This is a genomic window from Streptomyces sp. NBC_00247, from assembly GCF_036188265.1.
Taxonomy (GTDB): Bacteria; Actinomycetota; Actinomycetes; order Streptomycetales; family Streptomycetaceae; genus Streptomyces.
On sequence record NZ_CP108093.1, the window covers coordinates 4216471 to 4236187 of the forward strand.

Below are 19717 nucleotides of genomic sequence, written 5' to 3' on the forward strand. Positions count from 1 at the left end.
GCACCACGACTCCACACTCTGAAACACACAGGAGCAGTTGTGAAGCGCAGCAAGAACCTCCGCGCTGCGGACGCGAAGATCGACCGGGAGCGTCTCTACGCCCCGCTCGAGGCCGTCCGTCTCGCCAAGGAGACCGCGTCCACCAAGTTCGACGGCACCGTCGAGGTCGCCTTCCGCCTGGGCGTCGACCCTCGCAAGGCCGACCAGATGGTCCGTGGCACCGTGAACCTCCCGCACGGCACCGGCAAGACCGCCCGGGTCCTGGTCTTCGCGACCGGTGACCGTGCTGCGGCCGCGGAAGCCGCGGGCGCCGACATCGTCGGCTCCGACGAGCTCATCGACGAGGTCGCGAAGGGCCGCCTGGACTTCGACGCCGTCGTCGCCACCCCGGACCTCATGGGCAAGGTCGGCCGCCTCGGCCGCGTGCTCGGTCCGCGTGGTCTGATGCCGAACCCGAAGACCGGCACCGTCACCCCCGATGTCGTCAAGGCTGTCAACGACATCAAGGGCGGCAAGATCGAGTTCCGCGTCGACAAGCACTCGAACCTGCACTTCATCATCGGCAAGGTCTCCTTCGACGAGACGAAGCTGGTCGAGAACTACGCCGCCGCGCTGGACGAGATCCTCCGTCTGAAGCCGTCGGCCGCCAAGGGCCGCTACATCAAGAAGGCCGCACTGGCCACCACGATGGGCCCCGGCATCCCGCTGGACCAGAACCGCACCCGTAACCTCCTCGTCGAGGAGGACCCGGCCGCCGTCTGAGCCCCCGTGCTCACCAGGTAGCCGCGTCACGCGTGTAGATGGGCCCTGCAACCATGTGGTTGTGGGGCCCGTCTTCGTATCCGGGGGCGGTCCTTACGGAAGAGGCCGCACCGGATGCTGTCAGCCCTCTGTGCGAGGGTGGGACGACAGTACGTACGAGGGGTGGGGTTCAGTGATGACGAGCAAGATACTGCGGCGCGTGTGCGTGTCGGTCGCGACGGTGGCGGCGCTGTCTTCGGTGGCGGCGTGCGGGGGTTCGGACGAGGCGAGCGGCTCGGGCGCCAAGAACGGCGACAAGAGCCCGGCGGCCGCGGCCGCGGTGTCTCCGATCGCCGCGCTCAAGAAGGTGCAGCAGAAGAGCGGCGGAGCCGAATCCGCCAAGATCGAGAGCACCGTCGAGATGGGCACCACCATGTCGATGACGATGACCGGTGCCATGGACTGGTCCGACGGCATCACCGGTGACGTCACCATCAAGTACACCGGCGGCACCATGGCCGAGGCCATGAAGCAGATGAGCCCCGACGGCACCATGCGGACGGTGTACCTCAAGGACGCCTACTTCGCGAACATGGGCGACGGCTTCGCGGAGGCCATCGGTGGCAAGCACTGGATCCGGTACGGCTACGAGGACCTCGCCTCGATCGCCGGCGCCTCCGGCGAGGTGCTCAAGGACCAGATGCAGGGCAGCACGCCCGAGAAGAGCGTGGAGTCCCTGCTGGCGTCCGGCAGCATCAAGAAGATCGGCGAGGAGAACGTCCGGGGCGTCGCGACCACGCACTACACCGGCACCGTCGACGTCGCCGCGCTGTCCGAGAAGACCGCCGGCCTCGACGCCGCGCAGCTCAAGGAGTTCAAGGAGCAGCTGGCCAAGACGGGCATCACCAAGGAGACCGTCGACCTGTGGGTCGACGAGAACGACCTGCTGATCAAGCAGACGTCGAGCGCCGACAGCGCCAACGGTGCGGTGAACAGCACCTCCTTCTTCAGCGACTACGGCTCCGCGGTGAGCGTCGCCCAGCCCCCGGCCGGGGACACGGTCGACTTCAAGGAGATCGCCGGTCAGGCCGCGCAGACCGCCTCCTGACCCCGCCCATGGCCCATGGGGTGAGGGACCAAACCTCCCCCACCCCATGGATTCCGGACGGATTTGCTCCGCACGGCCCCGGTCGCGTACGCTCCTTGAGAAGCCAAAGACCGCTGGTCGTCGGTGTGCCTTCGCGAGAAGGGGCACTGACCGAAGGTTCCGTACGGACGGACGACCTGCGCAGGTGACTGTGGAACGCTCCCGGACTCGTCCGGTCGAGCCGCGCCCTGGCACTTGTGCTGGGGCGTTTCGTCTTTCCCGGCCCCTTCTGAGCGGTCCTCATCACCCGGAAGGAGGCCGACGCTCATGGCAAGGCCCGACAAGGCTGCCGCGGTAGCCGAGCTGGCGGACCAGTTCCGCAGCTCGAACGCCGCCGTGCTGACCGAGTACCGGGGTCTCACCGTGGCCCAGCTCAAGCAGCTGCGCCGTTCGCTCGGTGAGAACGCCCAGTACGCCGTGGTGAAGAACACGCTGACCAAGATCGCGGCCAACGAGGCCGGGATCGACACGCTGGACGACCTGTTCGCAGGTCCGACGGCGGTTGCCTTCGTCACCGGTGACCCGGTGGAGTCGGCGAAGGGTCTTCGTGACTTCGCCAAGGACAACCCCAACCTCATCATCAAGGGCGGTGTCCTTGACGGTAAGGCGCTGTCCGCCGATGAGTTCAAGAAGCTCGCGGACCTCGAGTCCCGCGAGGTTCTGCTCGCCAAGCTGGCAGGTGCCATGAAGGGCAAGCAGTCGCAGACTGCCGCGCTCTTCCAGGCGCTCCCCTCGAAGTTCGTCCGCACCGCGGAAGCTCTTCGTGCCAAGAAGGAAGAGCAGGGCGGTGCCGGTACGCCGGCGCCCGCCGAGGCTGCCGAGTAACCACTCAGCGGTCCAGCGGGCCCTACGTACGCCCGCCGACATATACATCCGGCACCTGCCGACTTAGTGGAAGGACGCCATCATGGCGAAGCTGTCCCAGGAAGAGCTGCTCGAGCAGTTCGAGACCCTGACCCTCATCGAGCTCTCCGAGTTCGTCAAGGCGTTCGAGGCGAAGTTCGACGTCACGGCCGCCGCCCCGGTCGCCGTTGCCGCCGGTGGTGGCGCTGCCGCCGTCGAGGCCGTCGAGGAGCAGGACGAGTTCGACGTCATCCTCACGGGTGCCGGCGAGAAGAAGATCCAGGTCATCAAGGTCGTGCGTGAGCTGACCTCCCTCGGCCTGAAGGAGGCCAAGGACCTCGTCGACGGCGCTCCGAAGCCCGTCCTGGAGAAGGTCGCCAAGGAGGCCGCCGAGAAGGCTGCCGAGTCCCTCAAGGGCGCCGGCGCCTCCGTCGAGGTCAAGTGACTTCACGAGTCTTCTGACTCACCAGCGACGCCCCTGCCGTGAGGCGGGGTCCGTCGCGAACGCGAAGGGCGATCACCCGACCGGGTGGTCGCCCTTCGGCGTATCCGAGTCGTCCGCCTTGCTCTTCCGTCGGCGGGTAGTAGGGTGATCATCGCCGTACGCCTCCTGAGGGCGCCGGTGAGGGCCCAGGAGCCCCGGAGTGGGCTTCAGGGGGCGCGAGCGGGCCGGGGGGCCTTGACGAACCGCACGCGGCGCGCAATTCTCAGGACGCGTCTTCATCTCGATCCTCATCCGAGGCATGGATCGGATACGAAGCGGGAAGTAAAGAAGCGCGCGGCACGAGCCGCGCGAGGGCTGAAAAGGTGTTGAGAACAGCTGTTGACAGCGACGCGGGTCTCTGAGAACCCCGACTGGACATCAGTGTGCCGCTTGGCTACACTGTCCCTTTGCGCTGCCTGTTAGCTGCCTCCTGCCCGTCACCAGGGGCATGCCCACGCTTGAGCATCGATGACAGATTCCCCTTGAACCGGGATTTCCGTCTTCGTGTCGGCATGGGACCGGTACGCGCGTAGTGAGTCCGAGCCCTCGGAAGGACCCCCTCTTGGCCGCCTCGCGCAACGCCTCGACCGCGAATACGAACAACGGTGCCAGCACCGCCCCGCTGCGCATCTCCTTTGCAAAGATCAAGGAGCCCCTCGAGGTTCCGAACCTCCTCGCGCTGCAGACCGAGAGCTTTGACTGGCTCCTCGGCAACGCCGCCTGGAAGGCTCGCGTCGAGGCTGCTCTGGACAGTGGACAAGACGTCCCCACCAAGTCCGGCCTGGAGGAGATCTTCGAGGAGATCTCACCGATCGAGGACTTCTCCGGGTCGATGTCGCTCACGTTCCGCGACCACCGATTCGAGCCCCCGAAGAACTCGATCGACGAGTGCAAGGAGCGCGACTTCACCTTCGCCGCCCCGCTCTTCGTCACGGCCGAGTTCACCAACAACGAGACCGGCGAGATCAAGTCTCAGACGGTCTTCATGGGCGATTTCCCGCTCATGACCAACAAGGGCACCTTCGTCATCAACGGCACCGAGCGTGTCGTGGTGTCGCAGCTCGTCCGTTCCCCCGGCGTCTACTTCGATTCCTCGATCGACAAGACGTCCGACAAGGACATCTACTCCGCCAAGATCATCCCGTCCCGGGGTGCCTGGCTGGAGATGGAGATCGACAAGCGCGACATGGTCGGTGTCCGCATCGACCGCAAGCGCAAGCAGTCGGTCACCGTCCTCCTCAAGGCTCTCGGCTGGACGACCGAGCAGATCCTGGAGGAGTTCGGCGAGTACGAGTCGATGCGCGCCACCCTGGAGAAGGACCACACCCAGGGCCAGGACGACGCGCTGCTCGACATCTACCGCAAGCTCCGCCCGGGCGAGCCGCCGACCCGTGAGGCCGCTCAGACGCTGCTCGAGAACCTCTACTTCAACCCGAAGCGTTACGACCTCGCGAAGGTCGGCCGCTACAAGGTGAACAAGAAGCTCGGCGCCGACGAGCCGCTGGACGCCGGCGTGCTCACCACCGACGACGTCATCGCGACCATCAAGTACCTGGTCAAGCTGCACGCCGGTGAGACCGAGACGGTCGGCGAGTCCGGACGTTCGATCGTCGTCGAGACCGACGACATCGACCACTTCGGCAACCGCCGCCTGCGCAACGTCGGCGAGCTGATCCAGAACCAGGTCCGTACGGGTCTCGCCCGTATGGAGCGCGTCGTGCGTGAGCGCATGACGACCCAGGACGTCGAGGCGATCACGCCGCAGACCCTGATCAACATCCGGCCGGTCGTCGCCTCCATCAAGGAGTTCTTCGGCACCAGCCAGCTGTCGCAGTTCATGGACCAGAACAACCCGCTGTCGGGTCTCACCCACAAGCGCCGCCTGTCGGCTCTTGGCCCGGGTGGTCTCTCCCGCGAGCGGGCCGGCTTCGAGGTCCGAGACGTGCACCCGTCCCACTACGGACGCATGTGCCCGATCGAGACCCCTGAAGGCCCGAACATCGGTCTGATCGGTTCGCTCGCCTCGTACGGCCGCGTCAACGCGTTCGGCTTCATCGAGACGCCGTACCGCAAGGTCGTCGACGGCCAGGTCACCGACGAGGTCGACTACATCACGGCCGACGAGGAGGACCGCTACGTCATCGCCCAGGCGAACGCGACCCTCTCCGACGAGCTGCGCTTCACCGAGCCCCGCGTCCTGGTCCGCCGCCGCGGCGGTGAAGTCGACTACGTGCCGCCGGCCGAGGTCGACTACATGGACGTCTCGCCGCGCCAGATGGTGTCCGTCGCCACCGCGATGATCCCCTTCCTGGAGCACGACGACGCCAACCGTGCCCTCATGGGCGCGAACATGATGCGTCAGGCCGTCCCGCTCATCAAGAGCGAGGCGCCGCTCGTCGGCACCGGCATGGAGTACCGCTGCGCCACCGACGCCGGTGACGTGCTGAAGGCCGAGAAGGACGGTGTGGTCCAGGAGGTCTCCGCGGACTACATCACCGTCACGAACGACGACGGCACGTACACCACGTACCGCATCGCCAAGTTCATGCGCTCCAACCAGGGCACCTCGGTCAACCAGAAGGTCGTCGTGTCCGAGGGAGACCGGGTCGTCGCCGACCAGGTGCTCGCCGACGGTCCGGCCACCGAGAACGGTGAGATGGCCCTGGGCAAGAACCTGCTCGTGGCGTTCATGCCGTGGGAGGGTCACAACTACGAGGACGCGATCATCCTGTCGCAGCGCCTCGTGCAGGACGACGTCCTCTCCTCGATCCACATCGAGGAGCACGAGGTCGACGCCCGTGACACCAAGCTCGGCCCGGAGGAGATCACCCGGGACATCCCGAACGTCTCCGAAGAGGTCCTCGCCGACCTCGACGAGCGCGGCATCATCCGTATCGGTGCCGAGGTCGTCGCCGGTGACATCCTCGTCGGCAAGGTCACGCCCAAGGGCGAGACCGAGCTGACCCCCGAGGAGCGCCTGCTCCGCGCGATCTTCGGTGAGAAGGCGCGCGAAGTGCGCGACACCTCGCTGAAGGTGCCGCACGGTGAGATCGGCAAGGTCATCGGCGTCCGCGTCTTCGACCGCGAAGAGGGCGACGAGCTGCCGCCGGGCGTGAACCAGCTGGTCCGCGTCTACGTCGCGCAGAAGCGCAAGATCACCGATGGTGACAAGCTCGCCGGCCGTCACGGCAACAAGGGCGTCATCTCGAAGATCCTGCCGATCGAGGACATGCCGTTCCTGGAGGACGGCACCCCGGTCGACATCATCCTCAACCCGCTTGGTGTCCCGTCCCGAATGAACCCGGGACAGGTCCTGGAGATCCACCTCGGCTGGCTCGCCAGTCGTGGCTGGGACGTCTCCGGCCTCGGTGACGAGTGGGCCAAGCGGCTCCAGGCCATCGGCGCCGACCAGGTCGCTCCCGGCACCAACGTCGCCACGCCCGTCTTCGACGGTGCGCGCGAGGACGAGATCTCCGGCCTGTTCAACGCCACGATCCCGAACCGCGACGGCGACCGCCTGGTGCAGCCCACCGGAAAGGCCAACCTGTTCGACGGCCGTTCCGGAGAGCCGTTCCCGGAGCCGGTCTCGGTCGGTTACATGTACATCCTCAAGCTGCACCACCTGGTCGACGACAAGCTCCACGCTCGTTCGACCGGCCCGTACTCCATGATCACCCAGCAGCCGCTCGGTGGTAAGGCTCAGTTCGGTGGCCAGCGCTTCGGAGAGATGGAGGTGTGGGCGCTCGAGGCTTATGGCGCCGCGTACGCACTCCAGGAGCTGCTGACGATCAAGTCCGACGACGTGACCGGCCGCGTGAAGGTCTACGAGGCCATCGTCAAGGGCGAGAACATCCCTGAGCCGGGCATCCCTGAGTCCTTCAAGGTGCTCATCAAGGAAATGCAGTCGCTCTGCCTCAACGTGGAGGTGCTGTCCTCGGACGGCATGTCCATCGAGATGCGCGACACGGACGAGGACGTCTTCCGCGCGGCGGAGGAACTCGGTATCGACCTGTCCCGGCGCGAGCCGAGCAGCGTCGAAGAGGTCTGACGGGTAGGCCGGCCGGATCCCCGTGATCCGGCCGGCCCTCCCGGGACCCGTTCAGACCATTGCTGAAGTGCCCCATCTTTTCGCTTGACGGCGAGGGGCTCGAACCCCCGAAAGAGGGATTGACGACAAGTGCTCGACGTCAACTTCTTCGACGAGCTGCGGATCGGCCTTGCCACCGCGGACGACATCCGGACCTGGTCCCACGGCGAAGTGAAGAAGCCGGAGACCATCAACTACCGCACGCTCAAGCCCGAAAAGGACGGACTCTTCTGCGAGAAGATCTTCGGTCCGACCCGGGACTGGGAGTGCTACTGCGGCAAGTACAAGCGTGTCCGCTTCAAGGGCATCATCTGTGAGCGCTGTGGCGTCGAGGTCACGCGCGCCAAGGTGCGCCGCGAGCGCATGGGCCACATCGAGCTTGCCGCTCCCGTCACCCACATCTGGTACTTCAAGGGCGTCCCGTCGCGCCTCGGCTACCTGCTGGACCTCGCGCCGAAGGACCTCGAAAAGGTCATCTACTTCGCCGCGTACATGATCACGTTCGTCGACGAGGAGCGCCGCACGCGCGACCTCCCGTCGCTGGAGGCCCACGTCTCCGTCGAGCGTCAGCAGGTCGAGAACCGTCGCGACTCCGACCTGGAGAACCGCGCCAAGAAGCTCGAGACCGACCTGGCCGAGCTGGAGGCCGAGGGCGCCAAGGCCGACGTGCGCCGCAAGGTGCGCGAAGGTGCCGAGCGCGAGATGAAGCAGCTGCGCGACCGCGCGCAGCGCGAGATCGACCGTCTCGACGAGGTGTGGAGCCGCTTCAAGAACCTCAAGGTCCAGGACCTCGAGGGCGACGAGCTGCTCTACCGCGAGCTGCGTGACCGCTTCGGCACGTACTTCGACGGCTGCATGGGCGCCGCCGCGCTGCAGAAGCGCCTGGAGTCCTTCGACCTCGACGAGGAGGCCGAGCGCCTCCGCGAGATCATCCGTTCCGGCAAGGGCCAGAAGAAGACCCGTGCGCTCAAGCGCCTCAAGGTCGTCTCCGCTTTCCTGCAGACCAGCAACAAGCCCAAGGGCATGGTGCTCGACTGCGTGCCGGTCATCCCGCCGGACCTGCGTCCGATGGTGCAGCTGGACGGTGGCCGCTTCGCGACCTCCGACCTGAACGACCTGTACCGCCGCGTGATCAACCGCAACAACCGCCTGAAGCGCCTTCTCGACCTCGGTGCCCCCGAGATCATCGTGAACAACGAGAAGCGCATGCTCCAGGAGGCCGTCGACGCGCTGTTCGACAACGGCCGTCGTGGCCGCCCGGTCACGGGCCCCGGCAACCGTCCGCTGAAGTCCCTGAGCGACATGCTCAAGGGCAAGCAGGGTCGATTCCGTCAGAACCTCCTCGGCAAGCGCGTGGACTACTCCGCGCGTTCCGTGATCGTCGTCGGCCCGCAGCTCAAGCTGCACCAGTGCGGTCTGCCGAAGGCCATGGCGCTGGAGCTCTTCAAGCCGTTCGTGATGAAGCGCCTGGTGGACCTGAACCACGCGCAGAACATCAAGTCGGCCAAGCGCATGGTCGAGCGTGGCCGCACCGTCGTGTACGACGTCCTCGAAGAGGTCATCGCCGAGCACCCGGTGCTGCTGAACCGTGCACCCACCCTGCACCGCCTCGGCATCCAGGCCTTCGAGCCCCAGCTGGTCGAGGGCAAGGCCATCCAGATCCACCCGCTCGTCTGCACCGCGTTCAACGCGGACTTCGACGGTGACCAGATGGCCGTGCACCTGCCGCTCTCCGCGGAGGCGCAGGCCGAGGCCCGCATCCTGATGCTGTCCTCGAACAACATCCTGAAGCCGGCCGACGGTCGCCCCGTCACCATGCCGACCCAGGACATGGTGCTGGGTCTCTTCTTCCTCACCACGGACGAAGAGGGCCGCAACGTCAAGGGCACGGACCGCGCGTTCGGCTCCACGGCCGAGGCCACCATGGCCTTCGACGCCCGCGAGCTGTCGCTGCAGGCGAAGGTCGACATCCGCTTCCCGGTGGGCACCATCCCGCCGCGTGGCTGGGTGCCGCCGGTCGCCGAAGAGGGCGAGCCCGAGTACCAGCCGGGCGACACCTTCCGGCTGCGTACGAGCCTGGGCCGCGCGCTCTTCAACGAGCTGCTGCCCGAGGACTACCCGTTCGTCGACTACTCGGTGGGCAAGAAGCAGCTCTCCGAGATCGTCAACGACCTGGCCGAGCGCTACCCCAAGGTCATCGTGGCGGCGACGCTCGACAACCTGAAGGCGGCCGGTTTCCACTGGGCGACCCGCTCCGGTGTGACCGTCGCGGTCTCCGACATCGTCGTGCCCGAGGCCAAGAAGGCCATCGTGCGCGGCTACGAGGAGCAGGACGAGAAGGTCCAGAAGCAGTACGAGCGCGGTCTGATCACCAAGGACGAGCGCACGCAGGAGCTCATCGCGATCTGGACCAAGGCGACCAACGAGGTCGCCGAGGCGATGAACGCGAACTTCCCCAAGGTGAACCCCATCTTCATGATGGTTGACTCGGGTGCCCGAGGAAACATGATGCAGATGCGTCAGATCGCCGGTATGCGTGGTCTGGTGTCGAACGCCAAGAACGAGACGATCCCGCGTCCCATCAAGGCGTCGTTCCGTGAGGGCCTCACCGTCCTCGAGTACTTCATCTCCACGCACGGTGCCCGTAAGGGTCTGGCCGACACCGCGCTGCGTACCGCCGACTCGGGTTACCTGACCCGTCGTCTGGTGGACGTCTCCCAGGACGTGATCATCCGCGAAGAGGACTGCGGCACCGACCGCGGCCTCAAGCTGAAGATCGCCGTCAAGGGCGAGGACGGTGTCCTGCGCAAGACGGACGACGTCGAGACCTCGGTGTACGCCCGCATGCTGGCCGAGGACGTCGTCATCGACGGCAAGGTCATCGCGCCGGCCAACGTGGACCTCGGTGACGTGCTCATCGACGCCCTCGTCAACGCGGGTGTCGAGGAGGTCAAGACGCGTTCGGTCCTGACCTGTGAGTCCGCGGTCGGCACCTGTGCCTTCTGCTACGGACGCTCGCTCGCCACCGGCAAGCTGGTCGACATCGGTGAGGCGGTCGGCATCATCGCCGCCCAGTCCATCGGTGAGCCCGGTACCCAGCTGACGATGCGTACCTTCCACACCGGTGGTGTGGCCGGTGACGACATCACCCAGGGTCTGCCCCGTGTCGTCGAGCTCTTCGAAGCCCGTACGCCGAAGGGTGTCGCTCCGATCTCCGAGGCCGCAGGCCGCATCCGGATCGAAGAGACCGAGAAGACCAAGAAGATCATCGTCACGCCGGACGACGGCAGCGAAGAGACTCCCTTCCCGATCTCCAAGCGCTCCAAGGTGCTCGTCCGCGAGGGCGACCACGTGGAGGTCGGCCAGAAGCTGACCTTCGGTGCGACCAACCCGCACGACGTGCTGCGCATCCTCGGCCAGCGTGCGGTCCAGGTCCACCTGGTCGGCGAAGTCCAGAAGGTCTACAACTCGCAGGGCGTGTCGATCCACGACAAGCACATCGAGATCATCATCCGGCAGATGCTCCGCCGCGTGACGATCATCGAGTCCGGCGACGCGGAGCTCCTGCCGGGCGAGCTCGTCGAGCGCTCGAAGTTCGAGACCGAGAACCGTCGTGTGGTCACCGAGGGCGGACACCCCGCCTCCGGCCGTCCGCAGCTGATGGGTATCACCAAGGCCTCGCTGGCCACCGAGTCGTGGCTGTCGGCGGCGTCCTTCCAGGAGACGACCAGGGTCCTGACCGACGCGGCGATCAACGCCAAGTCGGACTCCCTGATCGGTCTCAAGGAGAACGTCATCATCGGTAAGCTCATCCCGGCCGGTACGGGCCTCGCCCGCTACCGCAACATCCGGGTCGAGCCGACCGAGGAAGCCAAGGCCGCGATGTACTCGGCCGTCGGCTACGACGACATCGACTACTCGCCGTTCGGCACCGGCTCCGGCCAGGCCGTTCCGCTGGAGGACTACGACTACGGTCCGTACAACCAGTAAGCGAGTCGCTTGATCGAACCGCAGGGCGGTCATCCCGGAAGGGGTGGCCGCCCTGCGGCGTCGTGCGGGGGACTTTGGTGTGAGAGTGGCCCGCATCATGTCCCCTGCGCCGGTGGAGTCCGGCGCCCGCGCGTGCCGGCCGGCACGCGTGAGGACGGGGGTGTGCGCATGGAGACGACACGAGTGTTCTTCGGCGTGACGGCGGCGCCGACGACGCCCTGGGGAGCCGACTGGCACCCTGCGAGACTGGTTGGCCGCAGTGCTGTTCGCAGGTCTTTACGGTGGCTACGGGACAGCGCCGTGTTCTCCCTGTCTCTCCGATCGTGAGGAAACTCATGTCCCTGGGCCTGGAGCTCGGCGACCACGTGATCGCGGGGAGCGGTCCTCTGCGTGTTTCTCGGCCGGAAGGAGAGGTCCGCCCGCCGGAAGTACCGGGAGGACGCATTCCTGATCCGTAAACATCTCGGCGGCGACTGCGCTCCCCAGGACTGACCACCGTACCGACCAGGGGTTTCCTCGGCCCGGCCCGCGCCCGGGCGTCCCTCCACCGCGACCGGGGCGGGCAGCCGGGGGACACCGCGGCGGGGTCCCCGCCGGGGGACGGGCCGTCGCGCGTACGGCCGCGCCCCATTTGTTTTGACCCAAGTCGATGAGGTAGGTACGCTCAAGCCTTGTGCCTGGGGTGTGCCTGGGCTCGGCATGCGTGTCCTCAGCCGCAGGCCGGGTCCGGACAAGGGCCACCGCAATCTGCGCTTCATCCGTTGTTTTCCGGCAGAGGCTTGCAGTATTCGACACACCCGACCGCGTGGGTCGGCGACGTTCCAGGTTAGTTTCAACGAACGGCACACAGAAACCGGAGAAGTAGTGCCTACGATCCAGCAGCTGGTCCGGAAGGGCCGGCAGGACAAGGTCGAGAAGAACAAGACGCCCGCGCTCGAGGGTTCGCCCCAGCGCCGCGGCGTCTGCACGCGTGTCTTCACGACCACCCCGAAGAAGCCGAACTCGGCGCTCCGTAAGGTCGCGCGTGTGCGTCTGACCTCCGGCATCGAGGTCACGGCCTACATCCCGGGTGAGGGACACAACCTGCAGGAGCACTCCATCGTGCTCGTGCGTGGTGGCCGTGTGAAGGACCTGCCGGGTGTTCGTTACAAGATCATCCGCGGCTCGCTCGACACCCAGGGTGTCAAGAACCGCAAGCAGGCCCGCAGCCGCTACGGCGCCAAGAAGGAGAAGTAAGAATGCCTCGTAAGGGCCCCGCCCCGAAGCGCCCGGTCATCATTGACCCGGTCTACAGCTCTCCTCTTGTCACGTCGCTGATCAACAAGATCCTGCTCGACGGCAAGCGTTCCACCGCCGAGCGGATCGTGTACGGCGCCATGGAAGGCCTCCGCGAGAAGACCGGCAACGACCCGGTCATCACGCTGAAGCGCGCGCTTGAGAACGTCAAGCCCGCCCTTGAGGTCAAGTCCCGCCGTGTCGGTGGCGCCACCTACCAGGTGCCGATCGAGGTCAAGCCCGGTCGCGCGTCCACCCTCGCTCTGCGCTGGCTCGTCGGTTACTCCCGCGCCCGTCGTGAGAAGACCATGACCGAGCGCCTCATGAACGAGCTGCTCGACGCCTCCAACGGCCTCGGTGCGGCCGTCAAGAAGCGCGAGGACACCCACAAGATGGCCGAGTCCAACAAGGCCTTCGCGCACTACCGCTGGTAGTCGTTACCCACATCGAGACCGAGAGAAGACTGAAGCCTTATGGCTACCACTTCGCTTGACCTGGCCAAGGTCCGCAACATTGGGATCATGGCCCACATCGACGCGGGCAAGACGACCACCACTGAGCGGATCCTGTTCTACACCGGTGTTTCGTACAAGATCGGTGAAGTCCACGACGGCGCTGCCACGATGGACTGGATGGAGCAGGAGCAGGAGCGCGGCATCACGATCACGTCTGCCGCGACGACCTGCCACTGGCCCCTCGAAGATGTCGATCACACGATCAACATCATCGACACCCCCGGCCACGTGGACTTCACCGTCGAGGTGGAGCGTTCGCTCCGCGTCCTCGACGGCGCCGTGACGGTGTTCGACGGCGTTGCCGGCGTCGAGCCCCAGTCCGAGACCGTTTGGCGTCAGGCGGACCGCTACGGCGTGCCGCGTATCTGCTTCGTCAACAAGCTCGACCGGACCGGCGCCGACTTCCTGCGCTGCGTCGACATGATCGTGGACCGCCTCGGCGCCACCCCGATCGTGATGCAGCTGCCGATCGGTGCCGAGGCCGACTTCGAGGGCGTCGTGGACCTGGTCCGCATGAAGGCCCTCGTGTGGACGGCCGAAGCCTCCAAGGGCGAGATGTACGAGGTCGTCGACATTCCGGCGAACCTCGCCGAGCTCGCCGAGGAGTACCGCGGCAAGCTCGTCGAGACCGTCGCCGAGAACGACGACCAGCTCATGGAGCTCTTCCTGGAGGGCACCGAGCCCACCGAGGAGCAGCTCTACGCGGCCGTCCGTCGCATCACCATTGCCTCCGGCAAGGGTGGCGCCACGACGATCAGCCCGGTGTTCTGTGGCACGGCGTTCAAGAACAAGGGCGTTCAGCCCCTGCTCGACGCCGTCGTCCGCTACCTGCCGTCGCCGATCGACGTCGAGGGCATCGAGGGCCACGCGGTCAACAACGCCGACGAGGTCATCACTCGCAAGCCTTCGGTGGACGAGCCGCTCGCCGCGCTCGCCTTCAAGATCGCGAGCGACCCGCACCTCGGTAAGCTCACCTTCATCCGGGTTTACTCGGGTCGCCTGGAGGCCGGCACCGCGGTGCTGAACTCCGTCAAGGGCAAGAAGGAGCGCATCGGCAAGATCTACCGCATGCACGCGAACAAGCGTGAGGAGATCGAGTCGGTGGGCGCCGGTGACATCGTCGCCGTCATGGGCCTGAAGCAGACCACCACGGGTGAGACGCTGTCCGACGACAAGAACCCGGTGATCCTGGAGTCCATGGACTTCCCGGCGCCGGTCATCGAGGTCGCCATCGAGCCCAAGTCCAAGGGTGACCAGGAGAAGCTGGGTGTAGCCATCCAGCGTCTCGCGGAGGAGGACCCCTCCTTCCGGGTTCACTCGGACGAGGAGACCGGCCAGACCATCATCGGTGGTATGGGCGAGCTCCACCTCGACATCCTCGTCGACCGTATGCGTCGCGAGTTCAAGGTCGAGGCGAACGTCGGCAAGCCCCAGGTCGCGTACCGCGAGACGATCCGCAAGGCCGTCGAGCGTCATGACTACACCCACAAGAAGCAGACCGGTGGTACCGGTCAGTTCGCCAAGGTGCAGATCGCGATCGAGCCGATCGAGGGCGGCGACGCCTCGTACGAGTTCGTGAACAAGGTCACCGGTGGCCGCATCCCCCGGGAGTACATCCCGTCGGTGGACGCGGGTGCGCAGGAGGCCATGCAGTTCGGCATCCTGGCCGGCTACGAGATGACTGGCGTCCGCGTCATTCTTCTCGACGGTGGCTACCACGAGGTCGACTCCTCGGAGCTCGCGTTCAAGATCGCCGGTTCGCAGGCCTTCAAGGAGGCCGCGCGCAAGGCTTCTCCCGTCATTCTCGAGCCCATGATGGCCGTTGAGGTCACCACGCCCGAGGACTACATGGGTGAGGTCATCGGCGACATCAACTCCCGCCGTGGCCAGATCCAGGCCATGGAGGAGCGCCACGGTGCTCGCATCGTGAAGGGCCTCGTGCCCCTCTCGGAGATGTTCGGCTACGTCGGAGACCTCCGTAGCAAGACCTCGGGTCGCGCAAGCTACTCGATGCAGTTCGACTCCTACGCCGAGGTTCCGCGGAACGTCGCCGAGGAGATCATCGCGAAGGCCAAGGGCGAGTAACTCTCCCGAGCTCACGCTTTAGGCTTGTCACCGGAGCCTGGTGGGCTTTCACCGCAACGCGCGAGTGTTGCGGTGGATGCCCCGGGCTCCGGCATCCCAGCAAAGATCACCTGGCGCCGATGAAGCAAGGCGTACAGAACCACTCCCCAGGAGGACCCAGTGGCGAAGGCGAAGTTCGAGCGGACTAAGCCCCACGTCAACATCGGCACCATTGGTCACATCGACCACGGTAAGACGACCCTCACGGCCGCCATTACCAAGGTGCTGCACGACGCGTTCCCCGACCTGAACGAGGCCTCGGCCTTCGACCAGATCGACAAGGCTCCCGAAGAGCGTCAGCGTGGAATCACGATCTCCATCGCGCACGTCGAGTACCAGACGGAGTCGCGTCACTACGCGCACGTCGACTGCCCGGGTCACGCTGACTACATCAAGAACATGATCACGGGTGCCGCGCAGATGGACGGCGCCATCCTCGTGGTCGCCGCCACCGACGGCCCGATGCCGCAGACCAAGGAGCACGTGCTCCTGGCCCGCCAGGTCGGCGTTCCGTACATCGTCGTCGCCCTGAACAAGGCCGACATGGTGGACGACGAGGAGATCCTGGAGCTCGTCGAGCTCGAGGTCCGTGAGCTCCTCTCCGAGTACGAGTTCCCGGGCGACGACCTGCCGGTCGTCAAGGTCTCGGCGCTCAAGGCGCTCGAGGGCGACAAGGAGTGGGGCCAGTCGGTCCTGAACCTGATGGCCGCCGTCGACGAGTCGATCCCGCAGCCCGAGCGCGACGTCGACAAGCCGTTCCTGATGCCGATCGAGGACGTCTTCACGATCACCGGTCGTGGCACCGTCGTCACCGGTCGTATCGAGCGTGGTGTCCTGAAGGTCAACGAGACCGTTGACATCGTGGGCATCAAGCAGGAGAAGACCACCACCACGGTCACCGGCATCGAGATGTTCCGCAAGCTGCTCGACGAGGGCCAGGCCGGTGAGAACGTCGGTCTGCTCCTCCGTGGCATCAAGCGCGAGGACGTCGAGCGCGGCCAGGTCATCATCAAGCCCGGTTCGGTCACGCCGCACACCGAGTTCGAGGCCCAGTCCTACATCCTGTCGAAGGACGAGGGTGGCCGTCACACCCCGTTCTTCAACAACTACCGCCCGCAGTTCTACTTCCGTACCACGGACGTGACCGGCGTCGTGACCCTCCCCGAGGGCACCGAGATGGTCATGCCGGGCGACAACACGATCATGAACGTCGTGCTGATCCAGCCCGTCGCCATGGAAGAGGGCCTGAAGTTCGCCATCCGTGAGGGTGGCCGGACCGTGGGCGCCGGCCAGGTCACCAAGATCATCAAGTAATCACTTGATCGTCTGACCTGGTTGCTCCTCACCGAGCACCGAGAAGGGCCCCGTCCCGCCGCGCGAGCGGTGGGACGGGGCCCTTCTTTTTCCTGTCTTCGGCCGGATTCGTGGTTCGTACCGGGGAGCCCGCGGCGGCCGGCGCGGCCCTCCGTCAGGCGCGGGCTGCCATGGCGGCCGCGCCGATCTTCGGGGCCAGCTCTTCGACGGCCCATTCGATGCTGTGCGGGGTCGGCTCCGCGAGGGCCTCGGCCAAGGCGGGGTTCAGGGGGATGTACCGGCCCTCGGTGACCGCCCGCATCGTGCGGAAGGCGGGGGCCTTCTCCAGGGTGGCGAGGGCGTTCGGCGTGCCGGCGGCGAAGACGACGTCGGTGTCGGCCCGGCCGACGTCCGCGTAGTCGAGGTAGGTGCGTGCGGGGTTGCTGGCACCGGGGAGCTGGGTGGTGAGTTCGTTCAGCTTGATCCCGAACTTCCGCAGGACGCGCGCCGAGGTGTCCTCGCGCGATTTCACCGCCCCGACGCCGTGGGGCATGGGGGAGACCAGCAGGTTGAAGCGGGTTCCGGCCATGGCGGGGAAGGCCGCGCGGGCGTCGAGGGTGATCTGTTCGGCGGCGCTGATCAGCTGTTCGCCCTGATCCTTGACGTCGAGCGCCTTGGCGATGACGCGGGTGCTGGTCTGCCAGGGGTCAGCGTCGGGGCCCTTGATGTAGTGCACGACGGGAGCTATGGCGGAGAGCTTCGCGTACACCGGGTCGAGGGTGCGGTCCCGGGTCGCCAGGATCACGTCCGGCTTGTACGAGGCGACCTGGGCGACGAGGTCGCCGTCGGCCCGGAGCAGGTGGGGGTGCTTGCCGCTGAGTGCGGTCTGGGTCCAGGGCGTGATGCCGCCGGGGACTCCCTCGGCGGCCGCGGGCATGGCCGCCGGCTCGAAGCCCAGGGAGAGCGCGATGTCGGCGCTGGCGTTGTCGAGTGCGACGACGGTACGGGGCTTTCCGTGGATCTTCGCCGTGCCGAGTCCGCCCTCCACCGAGATGACGGGGGCCGTGGCATCGGCCGTGCAGGCGGTGGCCAGCAGCAGGGCGGAGGCTGTGCCGACGAGTGCACCGGTCCGGATGCGGGTGTTCATGCTTCTCCTTGACTCGCTCCCCGCGACAGTAGCCCGATTCGTTCGCACATACGTTCCTGGAATATGTGATTCCGGTTGCTCGGGCCACCGGGGCGGGAAGCGCGGGCGGCGGGAGCCTGCCCACGATCCGGGTCGGCCTATCCCGGCTCGGCCGCTCGGGAAGCGTGCCCCGCCTCCGCCCCGCCCCGCCCGGGCCGCCCGCCCCGCCCGGCTCAGTCGGTGACGGCCGCCGAGGCGTTACGGACCGGGCGGCGCACCATGTACACGTCGATCGGGTCCTGGCTCTCCTCCATGAATCCGTGGCGCTCGTACAGCGGGCGCGCTGAGCTGCCCTGCACGACGATCAGCCGGACCTCCGCACCCGCTTCGTCGGCGCGGGTGAGAAGAGTCCGGAGGACCGCGGTACCCACGCCCCGGCCCTGCGCTTCGGGGGCGAGGTAGAAGTTCTCCAGTAGGCGGCCCCGCTCGGCGGGGCGCAGCGTCACGCTTCCGGCGAAGGCCCCGTCCACCTCGATGACGGAGGTGTGCTCGGGGACGAAGGTGTCCCGCAGCCGCTGGCGTACGCGGTGTTCGTCGTACCGCCCGAGGCGCTCCAGGTCCGGCCGCAGGACGACGGCGCGCAGCTCCGCGATGGTTTCGAGGTCACCGGGGAGCGCGGGGCGCAGGGCCCACGTGGCAGCCGCAGGGGGCATGGTGCTGTTGTTCATCCGTCAAGTATCTAGTGTCGCGTCCGGCGCGCTCCGCCCGGTCACGGCCGGCGCACCCCTGCGGGGCGTCGGGCCGGGAGGCGTAGGTAACGTCGCCCCGGCGAGAGGCCGTTGACCCCGTACGAGAGAAGGAACCCGATGACCGAGCGAGCCCTGCTGATCATGGACGTCCAGACACTCATCGTCGAGCGACTTGCCGGGCCGGGGTACCTGGACCGGCTGGGGGAGGCCGTCGACCACGCCCGGAGCGAGGGGATGCGGGTCATCCACGTGACGGTCGGGTTCCGTCCCGGTGCGCCCGAGATCCACCCGCGCAACAAGATGTTCGCCGGCCTGGCGGGGCGCCAAGCGGCGCCCGCGGGCGCGGACCCCAACCCGGTCCACCCCCGGGTGGAGACCCGGCCGGAGGACGTCGTGGTCGTGAAGCGGCGGGTGAGCGGCTTCGCGGGCAGTGACCTGGACATGGTGCTGCGGGCCGGAGGCATCGAGCACCTGGTTCTCGCCGGTATCGCGACCAGCGGGGTGGTGCTCTCGACCGTGCGCCAGGCCGCCGACCTGGACTACCGGCTCACGGTCCTCTCGGACGCCTGCGCGGACGGCGATCCGGAGGTGCACCGGGTTCTGACGGAGAAGGTCTTCCCGTCGCAGGCCGACGTGGTCACCGTGGCGGAGTGGGCCAAAGGCTGAGCGCGGCGCCGGGACCGGGTTCCCTTCCCGTGGTGGGGAGGCGACCCGGTCCCGGGGTCCTGCGCGGCGGTCAGCCGAGGATCTTCGCCTTGGCCCGCTGGAACTCCTCGTCCGAGATGTCGCCCCGTGCACGCACCTCGGAGAGCTTGGCGAGCTGGTCGGCCGGGCTGGTGTTGCCGGCCGTCTCGCGGATGTACGTCTCGAACGCGTTCTGCTGCTCCTTGGCGTGCCTGTGCTCGCGGCGGCCCATGCCCCGCCCGCGTGCGATCACGTAGGCGAAGACGCCGATGTACGGGAGCAGGATCACGATGAGGAGCCAGGCGGTCTTGGCGAGGCCGCTCATGTCGTCGTCGCGGAAGATGTCGGCGATGATCCGGAAGAGGAGCACCAGCCACAGGACCCAGATGAAGACCCACATCGCGGTCCAGAAGGCTCCGAGGACCGGATAGTCGTAGGCGAGGTACACGCTGTCGTTCATCGTTCTCTCCTGTCGGAGCCAGAGCCCGTGCCGTAGCCAGGCGCCTGGCCCGGTGCCGTAGCCGTGCCACCCCCGGGAGCATCCATCCTGCGCCCGCTCGGGGAAGTCGGCCACGCGAGAGGGAGCGCCCGGAGCGCCCGGAGCATGCGGGGCGGCGCGGCCCCGGAGCAGGGAGGGCGGGGTCACCGTGCGGTGTACT

The 19717-nt window shown here is 66.9% G+C and carries 14 protein-coding genes; 11 read left to right on the forward strand and 3 right to left on the reverse strand.

Features of this window, described 5'->3' with window-relative positions:
* Positions 1-39 precede the first annotated feature (39 nt).
* From rplA to tuf, 10 genes are all read left to right on the forward strand, one after another.
* Positions 40-762, forward strand: a complete 723-nt coding sequence (gene rplA / locus OHT52_RS18195) for a 50S ribosomal protein L1 (protein WP_328721263.1) — start codon at positions 40-42, stop codon at positions 760-762.
* 175 nt (positions 763-937) lie between these two features.
* On the forward strand, positions 938-1849 hold the full coding sequence (locus tag OHT52_RS18200; protein WP_328721264.1) for a hypothetical protein: 912 nt from the start codon (positions 938-940) through the stop codon (positions 1847-1849).
* Between the two features lie 306 nt (positions 1850-2155).
* Complete coding sequence (rplJ, locus tag OHT52_RS18205) at positions 2156-2713, forward strand: 50S ribosomal protein L10 (RefSeq protein WP_328721265.1); 558 nt, start codon at positions 2156-2158, stop codon at positions 2711-2713.
* 82 nt (positions 2714-2795) lie between these two features.
* Positions 2796-3176: a 50S ribosomal protein L7/L12 gene (rplL, locus tag OHT52_RS18210; RefSeq protein ID WP_328721266.1), complete on the forward strand. Its 381-nt coding sequence runs from the start codon at positions 2796-2798 to the stop codon at positions 3174-3176.
* 601 nt (positions 3177-3777) lie between these two features.
* The gene (gene rpoB / locus OHT52_RS18215) at positions 3778-7263 is read left to right on the forward strand and encodes a DNA-directed RNA polymerase subunit beta (protein WP_328721267.1); all 3486 of its coding nucleotides are present in this window, start codon (positions 3778-3780) and stop codon (positions 7261-7263) included.
* Between the two features lie 129 nt (positions 7264-7392).
* On the forward strand, positions 7393-11292 hold the full coding sequence (locus OHT52_RS18220) for a DNA-directed RNA polymerase subunit beta' (RefSeq protein WP_328721268.1): 3900 nt from the start codon (positions 7393-7395) through the stop codon (positions 11290-11292).
* An 864-nt stretch (positions 11293-12156) separates the two neighbouring features.
* The gene (gene rpsL / locus OHT52_RS18225) at positions 12157-12528 is read left to right on the forward strand and encodes a 30S ribosomal protein S12 (protein ID WP_003948652.1); all 372 of its coding nucleotides are present in this window, start codon (positions 12157-12159) and stop codon (positions 12526-12528) included.
* A gap of 2 nt (positions 12529-12530) precedes the next feature.
* Positions 12531-13001: a 30S ribosomal protein S7 gene (gene rpsG / locus OHT52_RS18230; protein ID WP_219611728.1), complete on the forward strand. Its 471-nt coding sequence runs from the start codon at positions 12531-12533 to the stop codon at positions 12999-13001.
* 39 nt (positions 13002-13040) lie between these two features.
* Positions 13041-15167, forward strand: coding sequence for an elongation factor G (fusA, locus tag OHT52_RS18235; RefSeq protein WP_328721269.1), 2127 nt, complete (start codon positions 13041-13043; stop codon positions 15165-15167).
* Between the two features lie 159 nt (positions 15168-15326).
* On the forward strand, positions 15327-16520 hold the full coding sequence (tuf, locus tag OHT52_RS18240) for an elongation factor Tu (protein ID WP_266705279.1): 1194 nt from the start codon (positions 15327-15329) through the stop codon (positions 16518-16520).
* A 154-nt stretch (positions 16521-16674) separates the two neighbouring features.
* Here the strand turns inward: tuf and OHT52_RS18245 are convergent, their stop codons facing one another.
* Both OHT52_RS18245 and OHT52_RS18250 read right to left on the reverse strand, forming a co-directional pair.
* Entirely contained in the window at positions 16675-17646 is a 972-nt protein-coding gene (locus OHT52_RS18245; protein ID WP_328721270.1) for an ABC transporter substrate-binding protein, read from the reverse strand.
* A gap of 212 nt (positions 17647-17858) precedes the next feature.
* Complete coding sequence (locus OHT52_RS18250) at positions 17859-18353, reverse strand: GNAT family N-acetyltransferase (RefSeq protein WP_328721271.1); 495 nt, start codon at positions 18351-18353, stop codon at positions 17859-17861.
* Between the two features lie 138 nt (positions 18354-18491).
* Here OHT52_RS18250 and OHT52_RS18255 point away from each other — a divergent pair, with 138 nt between their 5' ends.
* A complete protein-coding gene (locus OHT52_RS18255) occupies positions 18492-19040 on the forward strand; it encodes a cysteine hydrolase family protein (protein WP_328721272.1) in 549 nt (182 codons plus the stop codon).
* 70 nt (positions 19041-19110) lie between these two features.
* Here OHT52_RS18255 and OHT52_RS18260 read toward each other — a convergent pair whose 3' ends face one another.
* On the reverse strand, positions 19111-19518 hold the full coding sequence (locus tag OHT52_RS18260) for an SHOCT domain-containing protein (RefSeq protein WP_328721273.1): 408 nt from the start codon (positions 19516-19518) through the stop codon (positions 19111-19113).
* Between the last annotated feature and the right edge of the window lie 199 nt (positions 19519-19717).